General features: G+C 70.2%; 16 protein-coding genes and 1 tRNA gene. 12 read left to right on the forward strand and 5 right to left on the reverse strand.

Translation table 11 applies throughout. The annotated features are described in order from the left end of the window. The first annotated feature begins 11 nt into the window (after nucleotides 1-11). From ACFQGL_RS18685 to ACFQGL_RS18705, 5 genes are all read left to right on the forward strand, one after another. Nucleotides 12-1,679 carry a fumarate hydratase gene (locus tag ACFQGL_RS18685; protein WP_377513449.1) on the forward strand — a complete coding sequence of 556 codons (1,668 nt, stop codon included), beginning with the start codon at nucleotides 12-14 and terminating at the stop codon, nucleotides 1,677-1,679. A gap of 267 nt (nucleotides 1,680-1,946) precedes the next feature. Next, on the forward strand, nucleotides 1,947-4,928 hold the full coding sequence (locus ACFQGL_RS18690) for an AfsR/SARP family transcriptional regulator (RefSeq protein WP_377513451.1): 2,982 nt from the start codon (nucleotides 1,947-1,949) through the stop codon (nucleotides 4,926-4,928). Nucleotides 4,929-4,970: 42 nt separating this feature from the next. Further along, nucleotides 4,971-7,949, forward strand: coding sequence for an AfsR/SARP family transcriptional regulator (locus ACFQGL_RS18695; protein ID WP_377513453.1), 2,979 nt, complete (start codon nucleotides 4,971-4,973; stop codon nucleotides 7,947-7,949). 42 nt (nucleotides 7,950-7,991) lie between these two features. After that, a complete protein-coding gene (locus tag ACFQGL_RS18700) occupies nucleotides 7,992-10,970 on the forward strand; it encodes an AfsR/SARP family transcriptional regulator (RefSeq protein ID WP_377513455.1) in 2,979 nt (992 codons plus the stop codon). A 35-nt stretch (nucleotides 10,971-11,005) separates the two neighbouring features. Beyond that, nucleotides 11,006-12,415: a class II fumarate hydratase gene (locus ACFQGL_RS18705; RefSeq protein ID WP_377513456.1), complete on the forward strand. Its 1,410-nt coding sequence runs from the start codon at nucleotides 11,006-11,008 to the stop codon at nucleotides 12,413-12,415. A 28-nt stretch (nucleotides 12,416-12,443) separates the two neighbouring features. Here the strand turns inward: ACFQGL_RS18705 and ACFQGL_RS18710 are convergent, their stop codons facing one another. Further along, nucleotides 12,444-12,989, reverse strand: coding sequence for a CGNR zinc finger domain-containing protein (locus ACFQGL_RS18710; RefSeq protein WP_377513457.1), 546 nt, complete (start codon nucleotides 12,987-12,989; stop codon nucleotides 12,444-12,446). Between the two features lie 86 nt (nucleotides 12,990-13,075). Between ACFQGL_RS18710 and ACFQGL_RS18715 the strand changes: the two genes are divergently transcribed. The 3 genes from ACFQGL_RS18715 (at nucleotide 13,076) to ACFQGL_RS18725 (ending at nucleotide 16,651) form a co-directional block, all read left to right on the forward strand. After that, nucleotides 13,076-14,044 carry an EamA family transporter gene (locus ACFQGL_RS18715; protein ID WP_377513458.1) on the forward strand — a complete coding sequence of 323 codons (969 nt, stop codon included), beginning with the start codon at nucleotides 13,076-13,078 and terminating at the stop codon, nucleotides 14,042-14,044. 13 nt (nucleotides 14,045-14,057) lie between these two features. Then, nucleotides 14,058-14,807 (forward strand): HAD family hydrolase, encoded by a 750-nt coding sequence (locus ACFQGL_RS18720; protein WP_377513459.1) that lies wholly within the window; start codon nucleotides 14,058-14,060, stop codon nucleotides 14,805-14,807. Between the two features lie 140 nt (nucleotides 14,808-14,947). Continuing rightward, nucleotides 14,948-16,651: a S8 family serine peptidase gene (locus tag ACFQGL_RS18725; RefSeq protein WP_377513460.1), complete on the forward strand. Its 1,704-nt coding sequence runs from the start codon at nucleotides 14,948-14,950 to the stop codon at nucleotides 16,649-16,651. 89 nt (nucleotides 16,652-16,740) lie between these two features. On the opposite strand, the gene ACFQGL_RS18730 is transcribed toward ACFQGL_RS18725, so the two are convergent. Next, nucleotides 16,741-17,742: a hypothetical protein gene (locus ACFQGL_RS18730; RefSeq protein ID WP_377513461.1), complete on the reverse strand. Its 1,002-nt coding sequence runs from the start codon at nucleotides 17,740-17,742 to the stop codon at nucleotides 16,741-16,743. A 131-nt stretch (nucleotides 17,743-17,873) separates the two neighbouring features. Next, entirely contained in the window at nucleotides 17,874-18,530 is a 657-nt protein-coding gene (locus ACFQGL_RS18735) for an IclR family transcriptional regulator (protein WP_377513550.1), read from the reverse strand. Between the two features lie 120 nt (nucleotides 18,531-18,650). Here ACFQGL_RS18735 and cysS point away from each other — a divergent pair, with 120 nt between their 5' ends. Continuing rightward, nucleotides 18,651-20,066, forward strand: coding sequence for a cysteine--tRNA ligase (gene cysS / locus ACFQGL_RS18740; protein ID WP_377513462.1), 1,416 nt, complete (start codon nucleotides 18,651-18,653; stop codon nucleotides 20,064-20,066). After that, a complete protein-coding gene (rlmB, locus tag ACFQGL_RS18745) occupies nucleotides 20,066-21,196 on the forward strand; it encodes a 23S rRNA (guanosine(2251)-2'-O)-methyltransferase RlmB (protein WP_377513463.1) in 1,131 nt (376 codons plus the stop codon). Before cysS ends, rlmB begins: the two co-directional genes overlap by 1 nt. 103 nt (nucleotides 21,197-21,299) lie before the next feature. Here rlmB and ACFQGL_RS18750 read toward each other — a convergent pair whose 3' ends face one another. Beyond that, on the reverse strand, nucleotides 21,300-22,391 hold the full coding sequence (locus ACFQGL_RS18750) for an ABC transporter ATP-binding protein (protein WP_377513464.1): 1,092 nt from the start codon (nucleotides 22,389-22,391) through the stop codon (nucleotides 21,300-21,302). A 355-nt stretch (nucleotides 22,392-22,746) separates the two neighbouring features. Between ACFQGL_RS18750 and ACFQGL_RS18755 the strand changes: the two genes are divergently transcribed. Further along, nucleotides 22,747-22,823, forward strand: a tRNA-Thr gene (locus ACFQGL_RS18755). Between the two features lie 104 nt (nucleotides 22,824-22,927). On the opposite strand, the gene ACFQGL_RS18760 is transcribed toward ACFQGL_RS18755, so the two are convergent. Continuing rightward, nucleotides 22,928-23,488: a hypothetical protein gene (locus tag ACFQGL_RS18760; RefSeq protein ID WP_377513465.1), complete on the reverse strand. Its 561-nt coding sequence runs from the start codon at nucleotides 23,486-23,488 to the stop codon at nucleotides 22,928-22,930. Between the two features lie 140 nt (nucleotides 23,489-23,628). On the opposite strand from ACFQGL_RS18760, the gene ACFQGL_RS18765 reads away from it, so the two are divergent. Further along, nucleotides 23,629-24,027 (forward strand): helix-turn-helix domain-containing protein, encoded by a 399-nt coding sequence (locus ACFQGL_RS18765; RefSeq protein WP_377513466.1) that lies wholly within the window; start codon nucleotides 23,629-23,631, stop codon nucleotides 24,025-24,027. Nucleotides 24,028-24,046: the final 19 nt, after the last annotated feature.

A 24,046-nucleotide genomic window follows, 5' to 3' on the forward strand; every position in this document is an offset into this window, starting at 1 on the left:
GCTTGCCGCTCATGAGCAGTGCCGCCGCATTCTCGTACGCCCCCCTGCTGCCGACCGGCCCCGACCAGACCGATTACCGGCTGGTCACCGACGAGGGCGTGGACGTCGTACACGGCCCGGGGGGCCGCCGTTTCCTCACCGTGGAGCCGGCCGCGCTGACCGCGCTGACCGCCGAGGCGATGCACGACATCGCGCACTTCCTGCGTCCGGCCCACCTGGCCCAGCTCCGGGCGATCATCGACGACCCGGCGGCCTCGCCGAACGACCGATTCGTCGCACTCGACCTGCTGCGCAACGCGAACATCGCGGCCGGCGGAGTGCTGCCGATGTGCCAGGACACCGGGACCGCGATCGTGATGGGCAAGCGCGGCCGGCACGTGCTGACCGACGGCGCCGACGCCGAGGCCATTTCCCGGGGCGTCTACCAGGCGTACACCAAGCTGAACCTGCGCTATTCGCAGCTTGCCCCGCTGACCATGTGGGACGAGCGGAACACCGGCAGTAACCTGCCGGCCCAGGTCGACCTGTACGCCGAGGACCCGGACGGGCACCCCGACGCGTACAAGTTCCTGTTCATGGCCAAGGGCGGCGGCTCGGCCAACAAGTCCTACCTCTACCAGGAGACCAAGGCGCTGCTGAATCCGACGCGGATGATGCAGTTCCTGGAGGAGAAGCTGCGGCTGATCGGCACCGCCGCCTGCCCGCCGTACCACCTGGCCATCGTCATCGGCGGCACCTCCGCCGAGTACGCCCTGAAGACCGCGAAGTACGCCAGCGCCAAGTACCTCGACGCGCTGCCCACCGCCGGCTCGATGAGCGCGCACGGCTTCCGGGACCTGGAGTTGGAGGCCGAGGTCCTGGAGCTGACCCGCAACTTCGGCATCGGCGCGCAGTTCGGCGGCCGGTACTTCTGCCACGACGTACGGGTGGTCCGGCTGCCCCGGCACGGGGCGTCCTGCCCGGTGGCGATCGCCGTCTCCTGCTCGGCGGACCGGCAGGCGGTCGCCAAGATCACCCCGTCGGGTGTGTGGCTGGAGCGACTGGAGACCGACCCGGCGCGCTTCCTGCCCGACGTCACCGACGCCTCGCTCGACGCGGAGCTGGTCGTCCGGGTCGACCTCAACCGGCCGATGGACGAGATCCGCGCCGAGTTGTCCAAGTACCCGGTGAAGACCCGGCTGTCGCTGTCCGGCCCGCTGGTGGTGGCCCGGGACATCGCGCACGCCAAGATCGCCGAGCGGCTGGACGCCGGTGAGCCGATGCCGCAGTACCTTCGTGACCACGCGGTCTACTACGCCGGCCCCGCGAAGACCCCCGAGGGATACGCCTCCGGCTCGTTCGGCCCGACCACCGCCGGCCGGATGGACGCGTACGTGGAGAAGTTCCAGGCCGCTGGCGGTTCGCAGGTGATGCTGGCCAAGGGCAACCGGTCGGGGCAGGTGACCCGCTCCTGCCAGCAGCACGGCGGCTTCTACCTCGGCTCGATCGGGGGTCCCGCAGCCCGCCTCGCCCAGGACTGCATCAAGCACGTCGAGGTCCTGGAGTACCCGGAGTTGGGTATGGAAGCGGTCTGGAAGATCGAGGTCGAGGACTTCCCCGCCTTCATCGTGGTCGACGACAAGGGCAACGACTTCTTCGCCGAGGTCACCAAGCCGGTGCTCACCGTCGGTCGTCGCTGACCGCTGACGAGACGGAAGGGGCGTCGGGCAGTTCGCCCGGCGCCCCTTCCGCGGTTCGTCGTCCGTGCATTTATCGACATCGGTGCGCCCGCCCCCGCTGGGGTGGGAGCGGGCGCACCGCCCCCGTCGGATGCCGTCGCCGACAACCCACAATGAGTGTCCGGTGTACCGCTGTCGATCCGCTCTCAGATCACTATCGTCGGATCGAGGCGATCCGTGACCATGGGGCTACCCTGCTGAAGTTGCACCGATGATGCGGGAGAGCGAATGCGGTTCGGGATTCTGGGACCTCTGCGGGTCGGTGGTGGCGAGTCCACCGTCACCGCTGGTCGCGACCGGATCGTGCTCGCCATGTTGCTGTTGCGGGCCGGCCGGTTGGTGCCGGTCGAGGAGTTGGTCGACGCGGTGTGGGAGGAGCACCCACCGACCACGGCTCGTGCTCAGTTGCAGACGTGTGTGTCGCGGCTGCGCCATCGTTTCAGCGAGCTCGGGTTGGCACCGGAGATCATCGTGACGGATCCGGTGGGCTACGGCGTTCGTACCGCGCCGGCCGATCTGGACGCCGAGGTGTTCGCGCGGGACGTGGAGGCGGCACGGGCGGCCGTTTCCGCCGGTCGGTTGGCCGATGCGGGTGAGCGGTTCCGTTCCGCTCTGGCGCTGTGGCGGGGGCCGGCGTTGAGTGGCATTCCCAGTCGTAGTGTTCGTCGCCGTGCGCAGGTGCTCGATGAACAGCGTCTGAGCGTCTTGGAGGAGCACGTCGAGGTCGAGCTGCGGCTCGGGCGTGCGGCTGAGCTGATCGAGCAACTCGCCGAGAGCGTCGATCAGTATCCCCTGCGGGAGCGGCTACGTGGCCAGTTGATGCTCGCCCTCTCGTCGGTTGGTCGGCAGGCCGATGCGCTGGTGGTGTATCGGGAGGGTCGGCGGTTCTGCGTCGAGGAGTTGGGCATCGAGCCGGGTGCCGAGTTGCAGGCGTTGCACCAGCGGATTCTCGCCGGTGACCTGGCCCTGGCCGGCCGGGAGTCTCGTGCGGTGCATCCGGTGCGTTCATTGCCCCGGGCGATCGGCGACTTCACCGGCCGGCAGGAGACGGTGGCTCGCCTGGTCAAGGAGATCGAGGAAGACGGCAGCCGGATCCATCTGATCGACGGGATGGCCGGTAGCGGCAAGACGACCCTCGCCGTGCACGTGGCGACCGCGTTGAGTGACGCCTACCCCGACGCGCACCTCTTCATCGACCTGCACGGGCACAGCGACCGGGAGCCGCTGTCCGCCGCCGCCGCCCTGTCGGCGCTGTTGCACCAGATCGGCGTGCCCGGCGAACGCATACCGACGGAGACCGAGGAACGGGCTGCACGGTGGCGCAGCGAACTCTCCGGCCGACGGGCGATCGTCGTACTCGACAACGCCGCAACCGCCGCGCAGGTCGCGCCCCTGCTCCCCAGCGGTCGGGGCTGCCTCACCCTGATCACCAGCCGGCGCCGGCTCGCCGGGTTGGACGGTGGCCGGCCCTCGTCCCTCGCGGTGCTGAGCGCGGCCGAGGCCGTCGAGCTGCTCGGACGGGTGGTGGGCGACGATCGCGTGTCCGCCGAGCCCGAGGCCGCCGCCGAGGTGGTCCTGCGCTGCGGCCACCTGCCGCTCGCGATCCGACTGGCGGGTGCCCGGCTCGCCCACCGACCACGGTGGCGGGTGCGTGACCTCGCGGACCGGCTGGCCAGCGGTCGCGGGCCGCTCAGCGAGCTGTCGGCCGGCGAGCGCTCCGTCGGCGACGCCTTCGCGTTGTCGTACGCCCAGGTCGGTCCGGCGGCGGGGCGGATGTTCCGGCTGCTGGGCCTGTACCCGGGGGTGTTCTTCGACAGCCTGGTGGCCGCGGCCCTCACCGACCTGCCGCTGCCCGAAGCCCAGGACCTGCTGGACGGCCTGATCGACGCGCACCTCGTCGACGAGCCCGAACCGGGCCGGTTCCGCTTCCACGACCTGGTCCGGGACTTCGCTCGGCAGAAGTTGGCTGAGCCGGACGCCATCGAGGAGCGACCGGCGGCGTTGCAGCGGCTGCTCAACCTGTATCTGCACGCTGGTGCCGAACTCGCCCAGCTGGTGGACCAGTCGGTGAGTGGCGCCCATCTTCCGCTCCCTCCGCTGGAGCGACCCGACCTTTTGCAGGTGTACCGGTCGCAGGGCCTCGACTGGCTTGACCAGAACCGCGCGACCCTGGTCGCGTTGGTGCGGCTGGCCGGGGACGAGGGGGAGCTCCGTTACTGCTGGCAGTTGGTCCGGGCCTGCTGGAGCTACTGGTATGCCGGCGGACACCTCGACGAGCTGATCGAGGCACACACCGTCGGGTTGCGTGCCGCCGAGCGACTGGCTGACGACGAGGCCGTGGCAACGATGCACAACTATCTCGCGTCCGGCTACTACCGACTCGCTCGCTACCAGGATTCCCTCACCTCGATGGAGACGGCCCTGCGGCTGCGGGAGCGATCGGTGGATCGGATCGGGCGGGCCGGCACACACAAGAACGCAGCCACCGTTTACGCGATCAATGGCGACATCACCAGCGCGCTGAGCCATTTCGACCGGGCGCTGGTGCTGCTGCGGGCCGCGGGCTACGAGAGGGGGACGGTTGCGCTCTTCACCAACAAGGCGGCGGTTCTGCTCATGGCCGGACGCCCGGCGGAAGCGCTGGTGCTGTCCCGCCAGCAGCTCGTCCTGGCCCGGAAGGTCGACTCACTGCCGGACGTGGTGAACGCGATCGGGCACGCCGGGATGGCCCGGGTACGACTCGGACACAGCGAGGTCGCCGTGCGCCTCCTTGAGGTGGCACTGCGTTGGAAGCGGCGCCTCGGGAACCGTTTTGGCGTGGGTGAGCTGCTCAACGAGCTGGGGGCGGTGGAGCGCAGGCTGGGTCGGCCCGAGGCGGCCGCCACCCGGCACCGCAGCGCGCTTGCCGAGATGACCGAGGTGGGGGATCGGATTGGCCAGTGCGCCTCCCGGAACTTCCTGGCTCGGGCGATCCTGGATCAGGGTGACGTGGCCAGTGCGTTGGATCTGCATCGTCGGGTGCTCGCCGACGCCGCCCGACTGGGTGCCCGCTATGAGCAGGCTCGGGCGTTGGAGGGCATCGCCCGCTGTCTTCGGGCTACCGACCCCGCTGCGGCCCGCGCGCATCTGGTTCGGGCGTTGTCGCTGTTCCGGCAGGTGGAATCGCCGGAGCGGCACGAGGTGGAGCGGCTGTTGGCTGAGTTGGGCTGACGGATGAGTTTTGGGGCTTGCGGCACGGATTCGGGGGAGCGGATGCGGTTCGGGATTCTGGGGCCTCTGCGGGTCGGTGGTGGCGAGTCCACTGTCACGGCTGGTCGCGACCGGATCGTGCTTGCCATGTTGTTGTTGCGGGCGGGTCGGTTGGTGCCGGTCGAGGAGTTGGTCGACGCGGTGTGGGAGGAGAACCCGCCGGCTACGGCTCGTGCGCAGTTGCAGACGTGTGTGTCGCGGCTGCGCCGGCGTTTCACCGAACTCGGGTTGGCTCCGGAGATCATCGTGACGGATCCGGTGGGTTATGGCGTCCGTCTCGCGTCGGCCGACCTGGATGTCGAGATTTTCACGCAAGGGGTCGAGGCTGCACGGGCTGCGGTGAGGGCCAATCGGCTGGCTGAGGCGGGGGAGCGATTCCGTTCTGCTCTGGCGCTGTGGCGAGGGCCGGCGCTGGGCGGTATCCCCAGTCGTAGTGTGCGGCGCCGGGCGCAGGTGCTCGATGAGCAGCGTCTGAGCGTGTTGGAGGAGTGCGTCGAGGTCGAGCTGCATCTCGGGCGTGCGGCGGAGCTGATCGAGGAGCTGGCCGGTTGCGTTGATCAGCATCCGTTGCGGGAGCGGCTACGTGGCCAGTTGATGCTCGCCCTCTCGTCGGCCGGCAGGCAGGCCGACGCGCTCATGGTCTACAAGGAGGGCCGGCATTTCTTCGCCGATGAGTTGGGTATCGAGCCGGGCGCGGAGTTGCAGGAGTTGCATCAGCGGGTGCTCGCCGGTGACCTGGCCCTGGCCGGCCGGGACCGCGGTCCGATCATCGCGGTGCGCGCGTTGCCTCGTGCGATCAAGGATTTCACCGGGCGGCAGGACACGGTGGCGCGTCTGGTCAAGGAGATCGAGGAGGACGGCGGCCGGATTCATTCGATCGACGGGATGGCCGGCAGTGGCAAGACGACCCTCGCCGTGCACGTCGCCACCGCCATCGCCGATCGTTACCCGGACGCCCAGCTCTTCATCGACCTGCATGGGCACAGCACGCACGCCCCGTTAGGGCCAGCTGCGGCGGCGGCCACGCTGCTGCGCCAGCTTGGTGTGCCGGCCGAGCGGGTGCCGGTGAGTTCGGAGGACCGGTTGGCGCTGTGGAGGAGCGAGTTGGCCGGTCGGCGTGCCCTGGTGGTGCTGGACAACGCGGTGAACGCGCACCAGGTGGTGCCGCTGCTGCCGAACGGCCCGCACTGCCTGGTTCTGGTGACCAGCCGCCGCAGGCTGGTCGGGTTGGACGACGCACGGCCGTCGTCACTGCCAGTGCTCGACACGGACGAGGCGGTGGAACTGCTCGGGCGGCTGGCCGGCGCGGAGCGGGTCGCCGCCGAACCGGCGGCGGCCGTGGAGGTTGTCCGCCGCTGTGGTCATCTGCCGCTCGCGATCCGGTTGGCCGGCGCCCGGCTGGCGCACCGGCCGCACTGGCGGGTCAGTGACCTCGCCGAGCGGTTGGTCGCCGCAGGCCCATTGGCCGAGCTGAGCGCCGGGGAGCGTTCGGTGGGGCAGGCGTTCGCGCTGTCGTACGCGCAAGTGTCGCGCCCGGCGCAGCGGCTGTTCCGGCTGCTCGGTCTCTATCCGGGCGGACGGCTGGACAGTCGGGTGGCAGCGGCCCTCGCGGAGCTGCCGCTGGGCAAAACGCAGGATCTGCTGGACGAGTTGGTCGACGCGCACCTGGTGGAGGAGGCGGGGGCGGGCCGGTACCGGTTGCACGATCTGCTGCGTGAATTTGCGGTGCTGTTGCTGGATGCCGAGGATCGGCGGGACGAGCGTCGGGCTGCCTTGGAGCGGCTGCTGGATCACCAACTGTCCGTTACGGTGGCGATTGCCCGTTCGGTTGAGTCGCCGGGGAGTCGCCGGACTATTCCGGCTGGCACGCCCGGCCGGCCGGATTTGGTGGCGATCCCGGCGGCTCAGGGGCGGGCGTGGTTCGAGGAGAGTCTGTCGGTGCTCACCGCCCTGGTCCGAGTGGCCGAGGAGGAGGGTTTCCTGGCGCAGTGCTGGCAACTGGCCCGAGCCTGCTGGCGGCTGAGCTTCGACGGTGGGCATCTCGATGAGTTGGTTGAGACCCACACGATCGGGCTTCGGGCTGCGGAGCGGCTCGGCGACGAGGCGGCGATCGCGGTGATGCTCAACTACCTCTCCTCGGCGTACTTCCGGCTGGCCCGCTTCCCCGAGGTGATCCAGAAGATGGAGGTGGCACTCGACCTGCGCCGCCGACTCGGGTTGCGAAGCGATGTGCTCAGCACGCTGTGGAACCTCGGCGGCGCGTACTCCGCGCACGGTGAATTCCGGCAGAGTATGGCGAGGTTCGACGAGGCATTCGGCATGATCCGCGGCTTGGACGACGCGTACGGACTAGCCAACCTGCTCAACAACCAGTGCATGACGCAGATCAGCTGGGGTCGGTACGACGAGGCACTGCGGACCGCCCGGCTGCACCTCCTGCTGGCCCGCCAGGCGAACGATTTTCAGCTGACCGAGAACGCGATCGGGCACCTCGGCATGATCCGACACCGGATGGGTGACCTGGCCCCCGCCCGTCGGATCCTGCGGGTCGCGCTCCACCTGAAACGCCGCCAAGGCAACCGATTTGGCGAGGGCGAGGTGCTCAACGAAATCGGCGTTATGGAGCGGGTCGCCGGGCGGCCGGAAGAAGCCGCAACCCTGCATCGGGACGCGCTGGTGGCGATGATGGAGATGGGAGATCGAATCGGCCAGTGCGCGTCGCGCAATCTGTTGGCTCGGGCGATGCTGGATCAGGGTGACGTGGCCAGCGCGTTGGACCTGCATCGTCGGGTGCTCGCCGACGCTACCCGGTTGGGCATCCGCTATGAGCAGGCTCGGGCGTTGGAGGGCATCGCCCGCTGCCTTCGGGCTACCGACCCCGCCGCGGCCCGCGCGCATCTGGTTCGGGCGTTGTCGCTGTTCCGGCAGGTGGAATCGCCGGAGCGGCACGAGGTGGAACGGCTGTTGGCTGAGTTGGGCTGACGGATGAGTCTTGCGGCGTGCGGCACGGATTCGGGGGAGCGGATGCGGTTCGGGATTCTGGGGCCTCTGCGGGTCGGTGGTGGCGAGTCCACGGTCACGGCTGGTCGCGACCGGATCGTGCTTGCCATGTTGTTGTTGCGGGCGGGTCGGTTGGTGCCGGTCGAGGAGTTGGTCGACGCGGTGTGGGAGGAGCACCCGCCGGCCACGGCTCGTGCGCAGTTGCAGACGTGTGTGTCGCGGCTGCGCCGGCGTTTCACCGAGCTCGGGTTGGCTCCGGAGATCATCGTGACGGATCCGGTGGGTTATGGCGTCCGTCTCGCGTCGACGGATCTGGATGTCGAGATTTTCACGCAAGGGGTGGAGGCTGCGCGGGCTGCGGTGAGGGCCAATCGGCTGGCTGAGGCGGGTGGGCGGTTCCGTTCTGCTCTGGCGTTGTGGCGAGGGCCGGCGCTGGGCGGTATCCCCAGTCGTAGTGTTCGGCGCCGGGCGCAGGTGCTCGATGAGCAGCGATTGACCGTATTGGAGGAGTGCGTCGAGGTCGAGCTGAGCCTCGGGCAGGGCGCGAAGTTGATCGAGGAGCTGGCGGAGAGTCTTGATCAGCACCCGTTGCGGGATCGGCTGCGCGGACAGCTGATGCTGGCTTTCTCCTCGGTCGGTCGACAGGCCGAGGCATTGGCGGTCTATCGGGAGGGTCGGCGGTTCTACGCCGATGAGTTGGGCATCGAGCCGGGCGCGGAGTTGCAGGAGTTGCATCAGCGAGTGCTCGCCGGTGACCTGGCACTCACCGGCCGTGAGCCCCGGCCGGTCACCGTGGTGCGCTCGTTGCCGCGTGCGATCGGGGATTTCACCGGCCGGCAGGAGACGGTGGCGCGTCTGGTCAAGGAGATCGAGGAGGACGGCACCCGGATCCATCTGATCGACGGAATGGCCGGCAGTGGCAAGACGACCCTCGCCGTGCACGTCGCCACCGCCATCGCCGATCGTTACCCGGACGCCCAGCTCTTCATCGACCTGCACGGGCACAGCACGCATGCCCCGTTGGCGCCGGCCATGGCTGTGGCCACGCTGTTACGCCAGCTTGGCGTACCGGCGGAGCGGGTGCCGGTGAGTGCGGAGGACCGGCTGGCGCTGTGGAGGACCGAGTTGGCCGGTCGGCGTGCCCTGGTGGTGCTGGACAACGCGGTGGACGCCGACCAGGTGGTGCCGCTGTTGCCGAACGGCTCGCACTGTCTGGTTCTGGTGACCAGCCGTCGCCGGCTGGTCGGGCTGGACGACGGACGACCGTCGTCACTTCCAGTGCTCGACACCGACGAGGCGGTGGAGATGCTCGGACGGCTGGCTGGCGTCGCCCGGGTTGCCGCCGAACCGGAGGCGGCCGTGGAGGTTGTCCGTCGCTGTGGTCATCTGCCGCTCGCGATCCGGTTGGCCGGTGCACGGCTGGCGCACCGGCCGCAGTGGCGGCTCAGTGATCTTGCCGAGCGGCTGGTCGCGGCTGGCCCACTGGCCGAGCTGACCGCCGGGGAGCGCTCGGTGGGGCAGGCGTTCGCGCTGTCGTACGCGCAGGTGTCGCGCCCGGCGCAACGGCTGTTCCGGCTGCTGGGGCTGTTTCCGGGCGGACGGCTGGACAGCCGGGTGGCTGCGGCTCTCGCGGAGTTGCCGCTGAGCGACACGCAGGATCTGCTGGACGAGTTGGTCGACGCGCACCTGGCGGAGGAGGCGGAGGCGGGCCGGTACCGGTTGCACGACCTGCTCCGTGACTACGCGCGGCTGTTGCTGGATGCCGAGGACCGCCGGGAAGAGCGTCGGGATGCCCTGGAGCGGCTGTTGGATCACCACCTGGCCGTCACGGCGGCGATTGCCCGCTCGGTCGAGGCGGCGGGTAGTCGTCCGACCATTCCGGCTGGCACGCCCAGCCGGCCCGAACTGGTGGCCGTCCCGGCGGCCGAGGGGCGGGCGTGGTTCGAGGAAAATCTGACGGTGCTCACCGCGCTGGTCGGGGTGGCTGATGAGGAGGGTTTCCCGGCGCAGTGCTGGCAGTTGGCCCGAGCGTGCTGGCGGTTCAATTTCGACGGCGGGCACCTCGACGAGCTGATCGGGACCCACACGATCGGGCTTCGGGCGGCCGAGCGGCTCGGCGACGAGGCGGCGATCGCCGTGATGCTCAACTACCTCTCCTCCGCGTACTTCCGGCTGGCCCGCTTTCCGGAGGCGATCCAGAAGATGGAGGTGGCGCTCGACCTGCGCCGCCGGCTGGGGCTGCGCGGCGCCATGCTCAGCACGCTGTGGAACCTCGGCCTCACGTACGCCGCGCACGGTGATGCCGAGCAGAGTAGGGCGAGGTTCGACGAGGCACTCGGCATGATCCGCGGCCTGGACGACGCACACGCATTGACCAATCTGCTACACAACCTGTGCTACATGCAGATCAGATGGGGTCAGTACGACGAGGCGTTGCGCAATGCCCGGCTGCATCTCCTCACGGCCCGTTACGTCGGGGACGTGCGGCAGACCGAGAACGCGATCGGACATCTCGGCCTGATCAGACACCGGATGGGTGACCTGGCCCCCGCCCGTCGGATCCTGCGGGTCGCGCTGACCCTCAATCGACGGCGGGGCCATCGGGCCAACGAGGGTGAGTTGCTCAACGAGCTTGGCGTCATGGAGCGGGCCGCCGGGCGGCCGGAAGAAGCCGCAGCCCTGCATCGGGACGCGCTGGTGGCGATGATCGAGGTCGGCGACCTGGTGGCGCAGTGCGCTTCGCGCAACCTGCTGGCCTGGGCGATGTTCGATCAGGGTGACGTCGCCAGCGCCCTCGATCTGCACCGCCGGGTGCTCGCCGACGCCACCCGGTTGGGTGCCCGCTATGAGCAGGCTCGGGCGCTGGAGGGCATCGCCCGCTGCGTACGGGCCTGCGACCCGGTGGCGGCCCGCGCCCATCTGATCCGGGCGTTGTCCCTGTTCCGCCAGGTCGAGTCACCGGAGCGGCACGAGGTGGAACGACTGCTGGCAGAGTTGGGCTGACGGATCATCTGCGGGTCGACGGTGGGCGCGGCAGGATGGTACGCGTGACGACTCCAGAGACGACCGGTTACCGGATCGAACGCGACTCGATGGGTGAGGTCCAGGTGCCCGCCGAGGCGCTGTGGCGGGCGCAGACCCAGCGTGCCGTGCAGAACTTCCCCATCTCAGGCCGGGGTCTCGAGCCGGCCCAGATCCGGGCGCTGGCCCAGATCAAGGGCGCCGCCGCCGAGGTCAACGGCGAGTTGGGCGTGATCGACGCGAACGTGGCCGCCGCGATCACCGCCGCTGCCGCCCACGTGGCCGACGGTGGGTACGACGACCAGTTCCCGGTGGACGTGTTCCAGACCGGCTCGGGCACCTCGTCCAACATGAACACCAACGAGGTGATCTCCACCCTGGCCACCCGTGAGCTGGGCCGCGACGTGCACCCGAACGACGACGTCAACGCCTCGCAGTCGAGCAACGACGTCTTCCCGTCCTCGATCCACCTGGCCGCCACCGAGGCGGTGGCCCGGGACCTGCTGCCGGCGCTCGATCACCTCGCCGAGGCGCTGGAAGGCAAGGCCGCCGAGTTCGAGACGGTGGTGAAGGCCGGGCGTACGCACCTGATGGACGCCACCCCGGTGACCCTGGGCCAGGAGTTCGGCGGGTACGCGGCCCAGGTCCGCTACGGCGTGGAACGGCTGCAGGGGGCGCTGCCCCGGCTGGCCGAGCTGCCGCTGGGCGGCACTGCCGTCGGCACCGGGATCAACACGCCGCTCGGCTTCGCCGCCGCGGTCATCGGCAAGCTGCGCGAGTCGACCGGGCTGCCGTTGACCGAGGCGCGCAACCACTTCGAGGCGCAGGGCGCCCGGGACGCGCTGGTGGAGACCTCGGGGCAGTTGCGTACCGTGGCGATCGGCCTCTACAAGATCGCCAACGATGTTCGGTGGATGGGCTCCGGTCCCCGGGCGGGCCTGCGTGAGCTGCGGATCCCCGATCTCCAGCCGGGTTCGTCGATCATGCCCGGCAAGGTCAACCCCGTGGTCGCCGAGGCGATGCGGCAGGTCTGCGCCCAGGTGATCGGCAACGACGCGACGGTCGGCTTCGCCGGCTCGCAGGGCGACTTCGAGCTGAACGTGATGCTCCCGGTGATGGGCCGCAACCTGCTGGAGTCGATCCGGCTGCTGGCGGCGGCGAGCCGGCTGTTCGCCGACCGCCTGCTGGTCGGCCTGGTCGCGGACGCCGAGGTCTGTCTGGCCTACGCCGAGGGCTCGCCGTCGATCGTCACCCCGCTGAACCGCTACATCGGGTACGACGAGGCCGCGTCGATCGCCAAGGAGGCGCTGGCCAAGCAGACTTCCATCCGCGAGGTGGTGCTCGCCCGGGGGCACGTGGCCTCCGGCAAGCTGAGCGAGACCCAGCTCGACGAGGCGCTCGACCTGCTCCGGATGACCCACCCCTGACCCGGGGCGCCGACCTGGCCGGTCCGACTCAGGATCGGCCGGCGGCCCGGCGGGCGCGATAGGCGGTCACCGCGGCGCGGTTGCCGCAGCCGGCCTCACAGAACCGTCGCGACCGGTTGCGGGACAGGTCGACCACCACGTTGGCGCAGTCCGGGTACTCGCAGATCCGCAGACGGCTCAGCTCCCCGGCCCGGACCAGGTCGGCGATCGCCATCGCGGCCTCTACCGCGATCCGGGTGGCCAGTGGCGCGTCGCGGGGCACGGCGTGCAGGTGGTACGGCTCGTCGTCGTGCTCGATGAGCTGCGGCAACGCCCGGTGTTCGCGCAGTAGGCCGTTGACCACGGCGACGATCTCGGCCGGCTCGGCGTACCAGATGCGGCGCAGCCGGGGCCGTAGCTCCTGGACGGCGCGCAACTCGGCGTCGGTGCGCTCGTGCCGGCCGGTGTAGCCGTGCCTGGTGAAGAACGCGTCCAGGGCGGCGACATCGGGCAGCAGCTCGCCGTCCCGACCTGCGGTATTGACCAGCGCGGCAGCGGCGATCAACGAACACTCGGTGTCATGAGCGAAAAGCATCTTGACTCCTGTCACAGCGGCCGCCTAGCGTCATGGGCACAAGGATAGTTTGCTCATGACACGCGGTCGCCCCCGAGGAGCGCAGGATGCAACCACGACCCGCCGCCGGTGCCGGATTGGCGCTGCTGTCCGCGGTCACCTTCGCCACCTCGGGCACCTTCGCTCGGTCGCTCATCGAGGCCGGCTGGTCGGCCGGGGCCCTGGTGGTCGCCCGGGTCGGCGTGGCCGCACTGGTGCTGGCCATCCCCGCCGCGTTGGCCATGCGCGGCAAATGGCACGTGTTGCGGCAGAACGTGTCGGCGATCGGCATGTTCGGGCTGCTCGGCGTGGCGCTGGCGCAGGTCTGCTTCTTCAACGCCGTGCGCCACGTGCCGGTCGGCGTCGCGGTGCTGCTGGAATATCTCGGCATCATCCTCGTCGTGGGCTGGATGTGGCTTCGGCACGGGCAGCGTCCACGCCGGCTCACCGTGGCCGGTGCCGTGACCGCCGTGGTCGGGCTGGCATTCGTGTTGGACCTCACCGGCACCGCCAGTTTCCACCCGCTCGGCCTGCTCTGGGGGCTGGGTGCCGCGATCGGCCTGGCCGGCTACTTCGTGCTCGCCGGGCGCGTCGATCCCCGACTGCCCTCGGTCGCCATGGCCAGCGGTGGGATGGCGGTCGGCGCGGCCGTGCTGCTCCTCGTCGGGCTGACCGGTCTGCTGCCGCTGCGGGCCACCTTCGGTGCGGTCACCTTCGCTGGCGAGCGCACCACCTGGCTGCTGCCCATCGCCGGGCTCTCCCTGGTCGCCGCCGTGATCGCGTACCTGGCCGGTGTTGCTGGCACCCGCATCCTCGGGCCCCGGCTCTCGTCGTTCCTGGGGCTGACCGAGGTGCTCTTCGCGGTGCTGATCGCCTGGCTGCTCCTGAACGAACTGCCCACTGCCTGGCAGCTGTTCGGAGGTGCCTTGATCGTCGCCGGGGTCGCCCTGGTCCGTCTCGACGAGCTGCGCGGGTCGGCGCCGGTGCTGGCGCCCGCCGCCCTGCCCGAGCCCCTGTTGGCCGGCGACGCTCGGTGAGACAGTGGGCAACGTGCTGACCACCGTGGTGTTCGACGCCGACGAGACCCTGCTCGACCTGCGTCCGGCGGTGACCGGTGGACTGGTGGCCGTGCTGGCCGAGATGCGGCGGCGCACGCCGGCTGCAGCCGAGGTGTCCCTCGCCGACCTGGAATCGGACTGGGGTGCGGTCTTCGGGGACCTGAGCGCGGCGCCGGTGGCCGAGATCCGTCGCGCCGCGCTGGCCCGTTCACTGGCCCGCGCCGGGCTGGACGCCCACCTGGACGAACTCGCCGCACTCTTCTTCACCCGGCGCTTCGCGCTGACCCGGCCGTTTCCGGACGTGCCGCCGGCACTGGCCGCGCTGCGCGACCGGTACGTGCTGGGTTTCGCCACCAACGGCAACAGCCGCGCGGAACGCTGCGGGCTCGCCGGGGAGTTCGCCTTCGAGGTGTACGCGCACGAGAACGGCCTGCCGAAGAAGCCCGCCCCGGAGTTCTACGCGGCGGTCGTCGAGGCGGCCGGGGTGCCAGCCGGGCAGATCGTGTACGTCGGTGACTCGTGGGAGCACGACGTGCTGGCACCACAGCGGGCCGGCCTGCGATCGGTGTGGTTGAACCGGCACCGCCTGCCGCGCCCGTCCGGAGGTGTGCCCGATGCCGAGGTGTCCACGTTGGCCTACCTGTCGGCCGCGCTGGCGGACCTGTCGGCGGTGCGTGCGGACCTGGCCGTGCCTGCGGTTTCGTCCGTCCGGGCGGCGCAACGCGCCAATGCGCACGGGTAGCGCGCCAGCGGGCGCGGATTGTGCGCCGACCTGGGTGGATGAAGGGCAAGATTCATCTCCAAAACGGACGTTGATCTGGCGGAAACTCGCCCGGTGTTGTGTGATGGCTGCCACGTCCCTCAACGAGAGGATTCGATGTGGTGAGCAAGCGCTTCACCGCTGGTGCCGTCAAGACCGCGGCCGTGCTGGCACTTACTGCTTCGGGCTTGGGTGTGCCGGCCAGCGCCGCGCCGACCAGCGCCCGGACATTCACCGTGGTTGCCGAGGACGGCGTCGCCGCCGACACGGCGGTCGCCGCGATCCGGGCGGCCGGTGGCACGGTGGTGGCCCGCTCCGACGAGGTCGGCATGTTCCAGGTGAGCAGCGACCGGGCCGACTTCGCGGCCAGGGCGACCGCCGCTCCGGCGCTGATCGCCGCCGCCGAGCAGAAGGCCATCGGCCGCAAGCCGAAGCTGGATCGGGTCGAGCAGGAGCAGGTGCTGGCCAACGCGGCCGGTGCCGCCGCCAAGAAGGGCGCCAAGCTGGACCCGCTCGACGAGAAGCTCTGGGGTCTGGAGATGGTCCGGGCCGACCGGGCTCGCAAGATCGAGCCGGGTGACCGTCGGGTGACCGTCGGCGTGCTGGACACCGGCGTCGACGCCAGCAACCCGGACATCGCGCCGAACTTCAACTGGTCGCTCTCGCGCAACTTCGCGCCCGACCTGACCGACGTGGACGGCCCGTGTGAGGTGCCGAGCTGCCTCGACCCGGTCGGCACCGACGACGGCGGGCACGGCACCCACGTGGCCGGCACCATCGGCGCCGCAGCCAACGGCTTCGGCCTCTCCGGCGTTGCCCCGAACGTGTCGTTGGTCGAGCTGAAGGGTGGCCAGGACTCCGGCTACTTCTTCCTCGACCCGGTGGTCAACGCCCTGGTCTACGCCGGCCGTACCGGGATCGACGTGGTCAACATGTCGTTCTACGTCGACCCGTGGCTCTATAACTGCACCGCCAACCCGGCCGACTCCCCGGAGGACCAGGCCGAGCAGCGGGCCATCATCAAGGCGATGAAGCGGGCGCTGACCTTCGCCCACAACAAGGGCGTCACCCTGGTCGGTGCGCTCGGCAACAACAACGAGGACCTGGGCGCACCTCGTACGGACACCAGCAGCCCGGACTACGGCGCCGACCCGTACCCCCGGCCGATCGACAACAACAGCTGCTGGGACCTTCCCACCGAGGGCCCGCACGTGATCGGCGTGTCGTCGGTCGGCCCGTCCGGCAAGAAGGCCGACTTCTCCAACTACGGGACCGAGCAGATCTCGGTCGCCGCGCCGGGCGGCTTCGCCCGGGACGGCTTCGGGACCCCGACCTACAACAGCCCGGGCAACCGGATCCTCTCCACCTATCCCCTGAAGGTGCTGCAGGAGGAGCCGATCTCCGCCACCATCCCGGATCCTCGGGTGGACGCCAACGGCAACATCGACCCGCGGGTGGCCACGCTCGTCTTCAAGCAGTGCAAGGCCAACGGTGAGTGCGGCTACTACACCTATCTCCAGGGCACCTCGATGGCGTCCCCGCACGCCGCCGGCGTCGCCGCGCTGATCGTCAGCCGGTACGGCAAGACGGAGCGTCGGGGCGGCTTCGGCATGGCTCCGGACCTGGTCGAGCAGCACCTGTACCGGACGGCCGCCGAGCACGCCTGCCCGGAGCCGCGGCTTCAGCAGTATCGCAATGAGGGCCGGGACGAGACCTACGACGCGTACTGCGCCGGCGGGGTCAACTTCAACGGCTTCTACGGCTACGGAATCGTCGACGCCTACGCGGCGGTGAAGACCCCGCTCAAGCCGAACGCCCAGCCGTAACGCAACCCCTCGGGGCCCGGTCGACCACGGTTGGCCGGGCCCCGTGCCGTCCTCAACCATTGATCGACTCTGGTCCCTTGACACCGGGTTCATCTGCGCCATCCGCGGGCGACCAGCGCGGCGCGCACTTCGCGGAGCACCGCCGGGAACTCGGTCTGTAGTCGTCGGTTGGTCACCTGCAGCACCAGCCAGCCCGCCCCGACGAGCAGGTTCAGTTGGCGGCGGTCGCGGTGCAGTTGATCGGCGTCGGCCTGCCACTGCCCGTCACACTCGACCGCCACCCGGTATTCCGGCCAGGCCAGGCCGGGATGCAGGACGACGGCGTTGGGCAGGCGGACCGGAAACTGAACGGCCGGGCGTGGCAGCCCACTGAGCACCAGCCGCACTCGCAGTTGCGATTCGGGTGGGGACTGGGCACCCGGGTCGGCCATGCTGAAGAGCCAGCGTGCCCGCCGTCCACCGGGCCGGTCCGCGTGCTGGGCGGCCACCTGGGCCAGCGTGTCGCGATCGGTCAGGCCGCGACCCAGCAGCGCGTCGATGATCGAGACCGCGCGAACCGGCTCAAGCCAGACGGCCGTCTCCCAAGCGGCCCGGCCAGGATCGGTCCGGGGTATCGGATGGCCGGGCCGGCGGCTCGGTGCGGCGGCGACCGTGGCTGCCGCCCCGCGCTCAGATCCGAGCGCCTTCTCGATTCGGCACCCCGCTGACGTCGACGGGCGAGACGCCGGTGCCGGTGGCGGTGGATCCAAGTCACCCACGTGCACGCGGAGGCCGCGCTGCGCGCCGATTCGCAGCGGCCGGGGCACGAGGACGTGTACGTCGTCGGTGAAGCCTGCGGCGTGCTCGACACCATGCAGGCAGGCGGCCGACGGGCCGGCTGCCACCACGCCGGGTGGTAGCCGAAGGAGAACGGCACGACAGGCGAGGGCGTGGTCCCGATCCAGCCGTGCGTCGGCGTAGATGTCGTGGCGCAGCCGCACCCAGGCGGTGCTGCGCAGCTGATGCTCGGTGATCAGGCGCTGCCGGACCGCGTCGGAGCCGCGGAAGACCTGCCAGGCCAGGGCGTCGGGAAGGTGGGGACGAGGCGGCATGTCGAGCAGCGTGCCGGCCGTCGACCGACCGCCGATACCCCTGTGGAAAACCGTCCCGGCCGTCGTTCAGGCTCCTGTGGACAACTGCGATTCCGGCTGCTGGCTGTGGTACAGCGGTCGGTGCGGGTCGCTCAGCGGAGGGCGCTGGCAATGGCGGTGGCGGCGGCCCGGACCTGCGGACCGACGAGGTCGACGTCCAGCGGGGCGAGAGCGATCACCCCGACGCTGGCCTCCAACCCCGGTACGCCGAGCACCGGCGCGGCCACCCCGTACGCCCCGGACTGCAACTCGCCACTGCTGCTCACCGGATCCGGCACGCCGGCCCGGCCGGCCAGGATGGCCCTGCCCGCCGCGCCCCGGTCCAACGGATGCCGCGCCCCGGTCCGGTACGCGACGTGGAACGACGTCCAGGACGGCTCGACCACCGCCAGGGCGACGCCCTCACCGCCCTCGACCACGGTCAGGTGAGCGGTCGCACCGGCCTGTTCGGCGAGCTGCCGCAGTGCGGGTAGCGCTCCGTCGGCGAGCAGCGGCTGGGCCCGCCGGGCCAGGTGCAGGACCCCCGCGCCGAGGCGGAGTCTGCCGTCGCCGTCGCGGCGCAGCATGCCGTGCCCGGTCAACGGGCCGACCAGCCGGTAGACGGCCGCCCGGCCGATACCGAGCCGGTTGGCCACCTCGGTGACGGTCAACCCGCCCGGCGCGTCGGCGACCAGGTGCAGCAGGCGCAGCCCCCGGTCCAGGGTCTGCGCGGTCTCGCCGCCGGTAACCACGTCGGCGGCCGTCTCCAGGCGGGCGGCGGCGCCGGCACGGGTCGGTGGCTCACCAGGGCGTGCGGTCGCATCCACGCCTGGCAGCGTACGACCCGGCACCGGCGGACCCGGAAAGGCGCGGACGGCTACCCTTGTACGGTGACGCTACGCCTGTATGACACCGCCACCCGATCGGTGCGGGACTTCGTCCCGCGGGAAGCCGGCAAGGTGGGGGTCTACCTGTGTGGTCTCACCCTCCAAGCGCCGCCACACATCGGCCACCTTCGCTCCGGCGTCAACTACGACGTGCTGCGTCGCTGGCTGCTGGTCGCCGGCTACGAGGTCACCTTCGTCCGCAACGTGACCGACATCGACGACAAGATCCTGGTCAAGGCGGGCGAGCAGGGTCGGCCGTTCTGGTCGATCGCGTACGCCAACGAGCTGATCCTCGCCGAGTCGTACCGGGCGCTGAACGTGCTGGCACCCACCTACGAGCCGCGCGCCACGGGGCACATCCCGGAGATGCACGAGCTGATCACGAAGTTGATCGCGGACGGGCACGCCTACCCGGCCACCGACGACTCCGGTGACGTCTACTTCGACGTGGCGTCCTGGCCGGCGTACGGGTCGCTGTCGGGCCAGTCGCCGGACGCGATGCAGTCGGCCGGGGACGCCCCCGACCGGGGTAAGCGGGATCCGCGCGACTTCGCGCTCTGGAAGGGCGCCAAGCCCGACGAGCCGGCGGACGCCTACTGGCCGTCGCCGTGGGGGCTGGGTCGTCCGGGCTGGCACATCGAGTGCTCGGCAATGTGCTGGCGATACCTGGGCCCGGAATTCGACATCCACGGCGGCGGGCTGGATCTCACCTTCCCGCACCACGAGAACGAGATCGCCCAGTCCAACGCGGCCGGGCTGCCGTTCGCCCGCTTCTGGGTGCACCACGGGCTGCTCAGCATCGGCGGGGCCAAGATGGGCAAGTCCGCCGGCAACGCACTGGACCTGGCGTACGTGGACTCGCTCGGGGTGCGACCGGTGGAACTGCGCTACTACTACGCCGCCGCGCACTACCGCTCCGTGATCGACTACTCGGAGGACTCGCTGCGCGACGCGGCCACCGCGTACCGCCGGATCGAGGGTTTCGTGCAGCGGGCCACCGAGCGGGTGGGTGCCGGGCAGCTCGGCGCGCTGCCCGGCGGCTTCGTCGCGGCGATGGACGACGACCTCAACACCTCCGCCGCGCTGGCCGTGCTGCAACAGCAGATCCGGGATGGCAACACCGCGCTGAGCACCGGCGACGATGTGACCGTCCGCACCACGCTGGCCGCAGTACGGGCGATGCTGGATATCCTCGGGATCGACCCCCTCGACCCGGCCTGGACCGGTGGCGGCCACTCGGATGATCTGCGTGCCGTGGTGGACTCCCTGGTCGCGCTGGCCCTGGAACAGCGCGCGCAGGCCCGGGGCCGCAAGGACTGGGCTGCCGCCGACGCGGTACGTGACCAGCTCAAGCTGGCCGGCGTGGTGGTCGAGGACACCCCCCAGGGGCCCCGTTGGACTATTGGAGAGCAGGACTGATGGCCGGCAACTCGCAGCGCCGTGGCCGGCGACTGACGTCGAAGGCGGGTGCCCCCAAGGGCTCCGGCGGCAAGAACAAGGACTCGCTGGCCGGACGGGGTCGCACCCTGCCCGCCGACGAGCGCCCCTGGCACAAGGGCTACTCGGGCACCGAGAAGTTGCCCCAGCGCACCGCCTGGAAGCAGGACAAGGAGCGCCGCGCGGCGGCCGACGAGGGGCGCGCCCCGAAGATCGGTCAGCCGGGCAGCAAGGACACCACCTGGGGCAAGGGCGGCGGTCGAGGCGTACCGGTCGGTCGGGGTGGCACCGGCGGTCGGGGCGGCAAGCCCGTCGGCCGGTCCGGTCCCCGGGTCGCGCCGGGGCGCAAGTCCAACCCGTCCAAGGACACCCCGGAGCTATTGGTCGGCCGCAACCCGGTGCTGGAGGCGCTGCGCGCCCAGGTGCCGGCGACGGCGCTCTACACCGCCCAGGGCATCGACATGGATGACCGGATCAACGAGATCATCCGGACCGCCGCCGACCGTGGCATCGCCAACCTGGAGATCAGCCGGGCCGAGCTGGACCGGATGACCGGCGGCGTGTTGAACCAGGGCGTCGGGCTTCAGGTGCCGCCGTTCGCGTACCAGCCGTTCGAGGACATGGTCGCCGCGGCCATGGAGCAGCAGGCCCCGCTGCTGGTCGCGCTGGACGGCGTCACCGATCCACGCAACCTGGGCGCGGTGATCCGGTCGGCCGCCGCGTTCGGCGCGCAGGGTGTCTTCGTACCCGAGCGGCGGGCTGCCGGGATCACCGCGACCGCCTGGCGGACCAGCGCCGGCGCGGCGGCGCGGGTGCCGGTGGCCCAGGTCACCAACCTGACCCGGTCGCTGAAGGCGTGCCGCGACGCCGGCTTCATGGTGATCGGCCTGGACGCCGACGGCGACACCGAGCTCTACGACCTGGAGGCCGCGGTCGGTCCGCTGGTCGTGGTGGTCGGCTCCGAGGGGCGCGGGCTGTCCCGGCTGGTCGGGGAGACCTGCGACCTGACCGTCAGCATCCCGATGATCTCTGATGTCGAGTCGCTGAACGCCAGCGTGGCCGCCGCGGTCACCCTGGCCGAGGTCGCCCGCCGCCGCTCGGTCGAGCCGTAACGACGTTCGACGAGGCCCCTTTCCCGCACAGCGGGGGAGGGGCCTCGCTCTATCGAAAGGGGCGGCCCGCCGAAGCGGACCGCCCCTTTCGGTACGGCGTATGTCAGATCCGGTTGCCGGTGGTGGCGTGGAAGACGTGGCTGCGGCCGGTGCGCGGCTTGACGAACACGGTGTCACCCATGTTCGGCATGGTGCGCCGGTCGGTGCGGACGACGAAGCGCTCCGAGTTGCCGCCGAGCGCGGCGTGCCCGTAGACGTTGGCGTCCGAGCCGAGGTCCTCGACAAGCTCGACCACGACCGGCATGCCGCCCTCGGTCGGGCTCACGAGGTCGCAGTCCTCCGGGCGGAAGCCCACGGTCACCTTGCCGTCGCCGCCCTCGGCGCGGGCCGCCTCGACCTGCTCGCGGGTCAGCGGGACCTGCAGCTCGGCGAACTCGGCGCCGTCGTCGTTCAGCGCGACGGTCTTGATGTTCATGGCGGGGGAGCCCATGAAGCCGGCGACGAAGACGTTGGCCGGGGTGTCGTAGAGCGCCCGCGGGGTGTCCACCTGCTGGAGGACACCGTCGAGCAGCACCGCCACCCGGTGACCCATCGTCATGGCCTCGACCTGGTCGTGCGTGACGTAGACCGTGGTGACGCCCAGCTTGGCCTGGAGCGACGCGATCTGGGTACGGGTCTGCACGCGCAGCTTGGCGTCGAGGTTCGACAGCGGCTCGTCCATGAGGAAGACCTGCGGCTCGCGGACGATCGCCCGGCCCATCGCGACACGCTGGCGCTGACCACCGGAGAGCGCCTTCGGCTTACGGCCGAGGAACTCCTCGAGCTGGAGCAGCCCAGCCGCCTCCTTGACCCGCCGGTCGATCTCCGACTTGGAGGTCTTGCGCAGCTTGAGGGCGAACGCCATGTTCTCGTACACCGTCATGTGCGGGTAGAGCGCGTAGTTCTGGAAGACCATCGCGATGTCGCGGGCCTTCGGGGGAAGGTGGGTGACGTCGCGCTGGTCGATGTAGATCGAGCCCGCGTCGACGTCCTCCAGACCGGCGAGCATCCGCAGGCTGGTGGACTTGCCACAACCGGAGGGGCCGACCAGGACGAGGAACTCGCCGTCGCCGATCTCGAGGTCCAGCTCGTTGACGGCGGGACGCTCGGTGCCCGGGTAGATCCGGGACGCCTTGGAATAGGTGACCGTAGCCATGGTGAAGCGCTTCCTTTCACCGGCAGGAACGTGCCGGACGATCCGAGTGAAGGAGCGACCGGCACGGTGCCCCGCGCCGGTCAGCGGACGACGGGCCGGTCGCGAGGGCAGCCGGTGTCATCGTCCGTGTCACTGCACCGTAAACGGCTTTCCTCGCGCTGCCAAGGCGAGGGAGCCTCGGAAGTGACTCAGCGTCTACGCATTCCGGTCAGTCCGGCACGGTGAGACATCAATCGACGCGCGCCTGAACCCTGCGAAGCCGGGCAAGCGTCGGGTTGATGACGTTTCCCGTGCTCGGGACCACTGGCGAGCGGGATATCCGGACGTCAGTCGCTATGCTGGCCTCGACGCACGCGCCCCTGTAGCTCAGCTGGCCAGAGCACTCGCCTTGTAAGCGAGATGTCGCCGGTTCGATCCCGGCCGGGGGCTCCAATTCCACCAGGCATTTCCCGACCGACTCTGCCGGCGTCGAGCCGGTTGACAGCAGCGCTGACAGCAACCGGGTTCCAGCAGGCGTCCGTTACCGAGGTAGTGAGTCACTTCCGCCACTCGTAGTGATCACAGACCTTGGGGCCGCCGGTTTCGAGACCCACGGCCAGCCGTACGACGCTGGTTGACTGATCGGCGTAGGCCAAGTCGACCGGAAAGATGAGGTAGGTGCCGTCGATGCCGGTGGACTGCGTCGGCTCGCCGATCGAGAACGACACGAACCGCCGCTGCTCTCGAAGGAACGCGGCATGGTCCGACGCGGTGTATTCCGATAGCACGTCGGAGCAGAGCTGTTCGTAGGCCGCACCGTAATCGCTGCCCCGAACCCGCTCCAGGTACTTGCTCAGGGCGGCCTTGGCCTCGCTCCGGTCCCGTCGTTGGTTCAGCTCGCCCTGCCAGGCGAAGGCTCTCCAGCACACCAATAGACAGACCACCAACAGGAGCGCAAGGAGAAGTCGACGTCGAATGCGCCCAGCCAACAGGACCATGAAGCGGAGACTACCCGTCACCAAATCAAGATGGCCGCCCGTCCAGCTTGCCCTGACGGATCGGTGCCCGGTTATCTCGGTGCTTTCGGTGGCGTACTTGGCAAGGTAGCCGGCGACCATGCCATCGGTGACGTCACCTTCGCCAGTCAGGCTAATGGATCGGATGTCGAGGCCCTTGCCCAGGTGGTGGCGCAGCTGCCGGAAGGTCTCTCTTCGGCAGTAGCCTGGGCCCGGCAGTGAGCCGAGTTGAACGAGGACGGATGAGTCGCGCAGTCGAGGAGTCGAACCGGGCGATGCTCCGCGCCCGGGACGCGATGGACCGGGCGTACGCCGAGCCGCTGGACATTCCGGCGCTGGCCCGGATAGCGCACGTCTCCCAGGCGCACTTCATCCGCACCTTCCGGGCTACCTTCGGCGAGACCCCGCACCGCTACCTGCAACGGCGGCGGGTGGAGCGGGCGATGTCGCTGCTGGTGGAGACCGGTCGGGACGTGACCGACATCTGCTACGCGGTTGGCTTCAGCAGTCTGGGTACGTTCAGCCGGACGTTCCGTCAGATCGTGGGCGAGTCGCCCTCGGATTTCCGCCGTCGAACCGTGCCCGGCAACGTGCCGTCCTGCTTCACCAAGGCCTGGACCCGACCCAGCAGTTTTGGATAAGCAGCAGGTCAAGGTCTGC

The organism is Micromonospora vulcania, assembly GCF_042658605.1.
GTDB classification, from domain to species: Bacteria; Actinomycetota; Actinomycetes; order Mycobacteriales; family Micromonosporaceae; genus Micromonospora; species Micromonospora vulcania.

Bases quoted from the DNA above. Each gene is read 5' to 3' on its own strand.
- ACFQGL_RS18715 (WP_377513458.1), top strand. From the start codon at position 13,076: ATGCAACCACGACCCGCCGCCGGTGCCGGATTGGCGCTGCTGTCCGCG.
- ACFQGL_RS18700 (WP_377513455.1), top strand. From the start codon at position 7,992: ATGCGGTTCGGGATTCTGGGGCCTCTGCGGGTCGGTGGTGGCGAGTCC.
- ACFQGL_RS18695 (WP_377513453.1), top strand. From the start codon at position 4,971: ATGCGGTTCGGGATTCTGGGGCCTCTGCGGGTCGGTGGTGGCGAGTCC.
- ACFQGL_RS18705 (WP_377513456.1), top strand. From the start codon at position 11,006: ATGGTACGCGTGACGACTCCAGAGACGACCGGTTACCGGATCGAACGC.
- ACFQGL_RS18765 (WP_377513466.1), top strand. From the start codon at position 23,629: ATGAGTCGCGCAGTCGAGGAGTCGAACCGGGCGATGCTCCGCGCCCGG.
- ACFQGL_RS18750 (WP_377513464.1), bottom strand. From the start codon at position 22,391: ATGGCTACGGTCACCTATTCCAAGGCGTCCCGGATCTACCCGGGCACC.
- ACFQGL_RS18685 (WP_377513449.1), top strand. From the start codon at position 12: ATGAGCAGTGCCGCCGCATTCTCGTACGCCCCCCTGCTGCCGACCGGC.
- rlmB (WP_377513463.1), top strand. From the start codon at position 20,066: ATGGCCGGCAACTCGCAGCGCCGTGGCCGGCGACTGACGTCGAAGGCG.
- ACFQGL_RS18730 (WP_377513461.1), bottom strand. From the start codon at position 17,742: ATGCCGCCTCGTCCCCACCTTCCCGACGCCCTGGCCTGGCAGGTCTTC.
- ACFQGL_RS18690 (WP_377513451.1), top strand. From the start codon at position 1,947: ATGCGGTTCGGGATTCTGGGACCTCTGCGGGTCGGTGGTGGCGAGTCC.
- ACFQGL_RS18760 (WP_377513465.1), bottom strand. From the start codon at position 23,488: ATGGTCGCCGGCTACCTTGCCAAGTACGCCACCGAAAGCACCGAGATA.
- ACFQGL_RS18710 (WP_377513457.1), bottom strand. From the start codon at position 12,989: ATGCTTTTCGCTCATGACACCGAGTGTTCGTTGATCGCCGCTGCCGCG.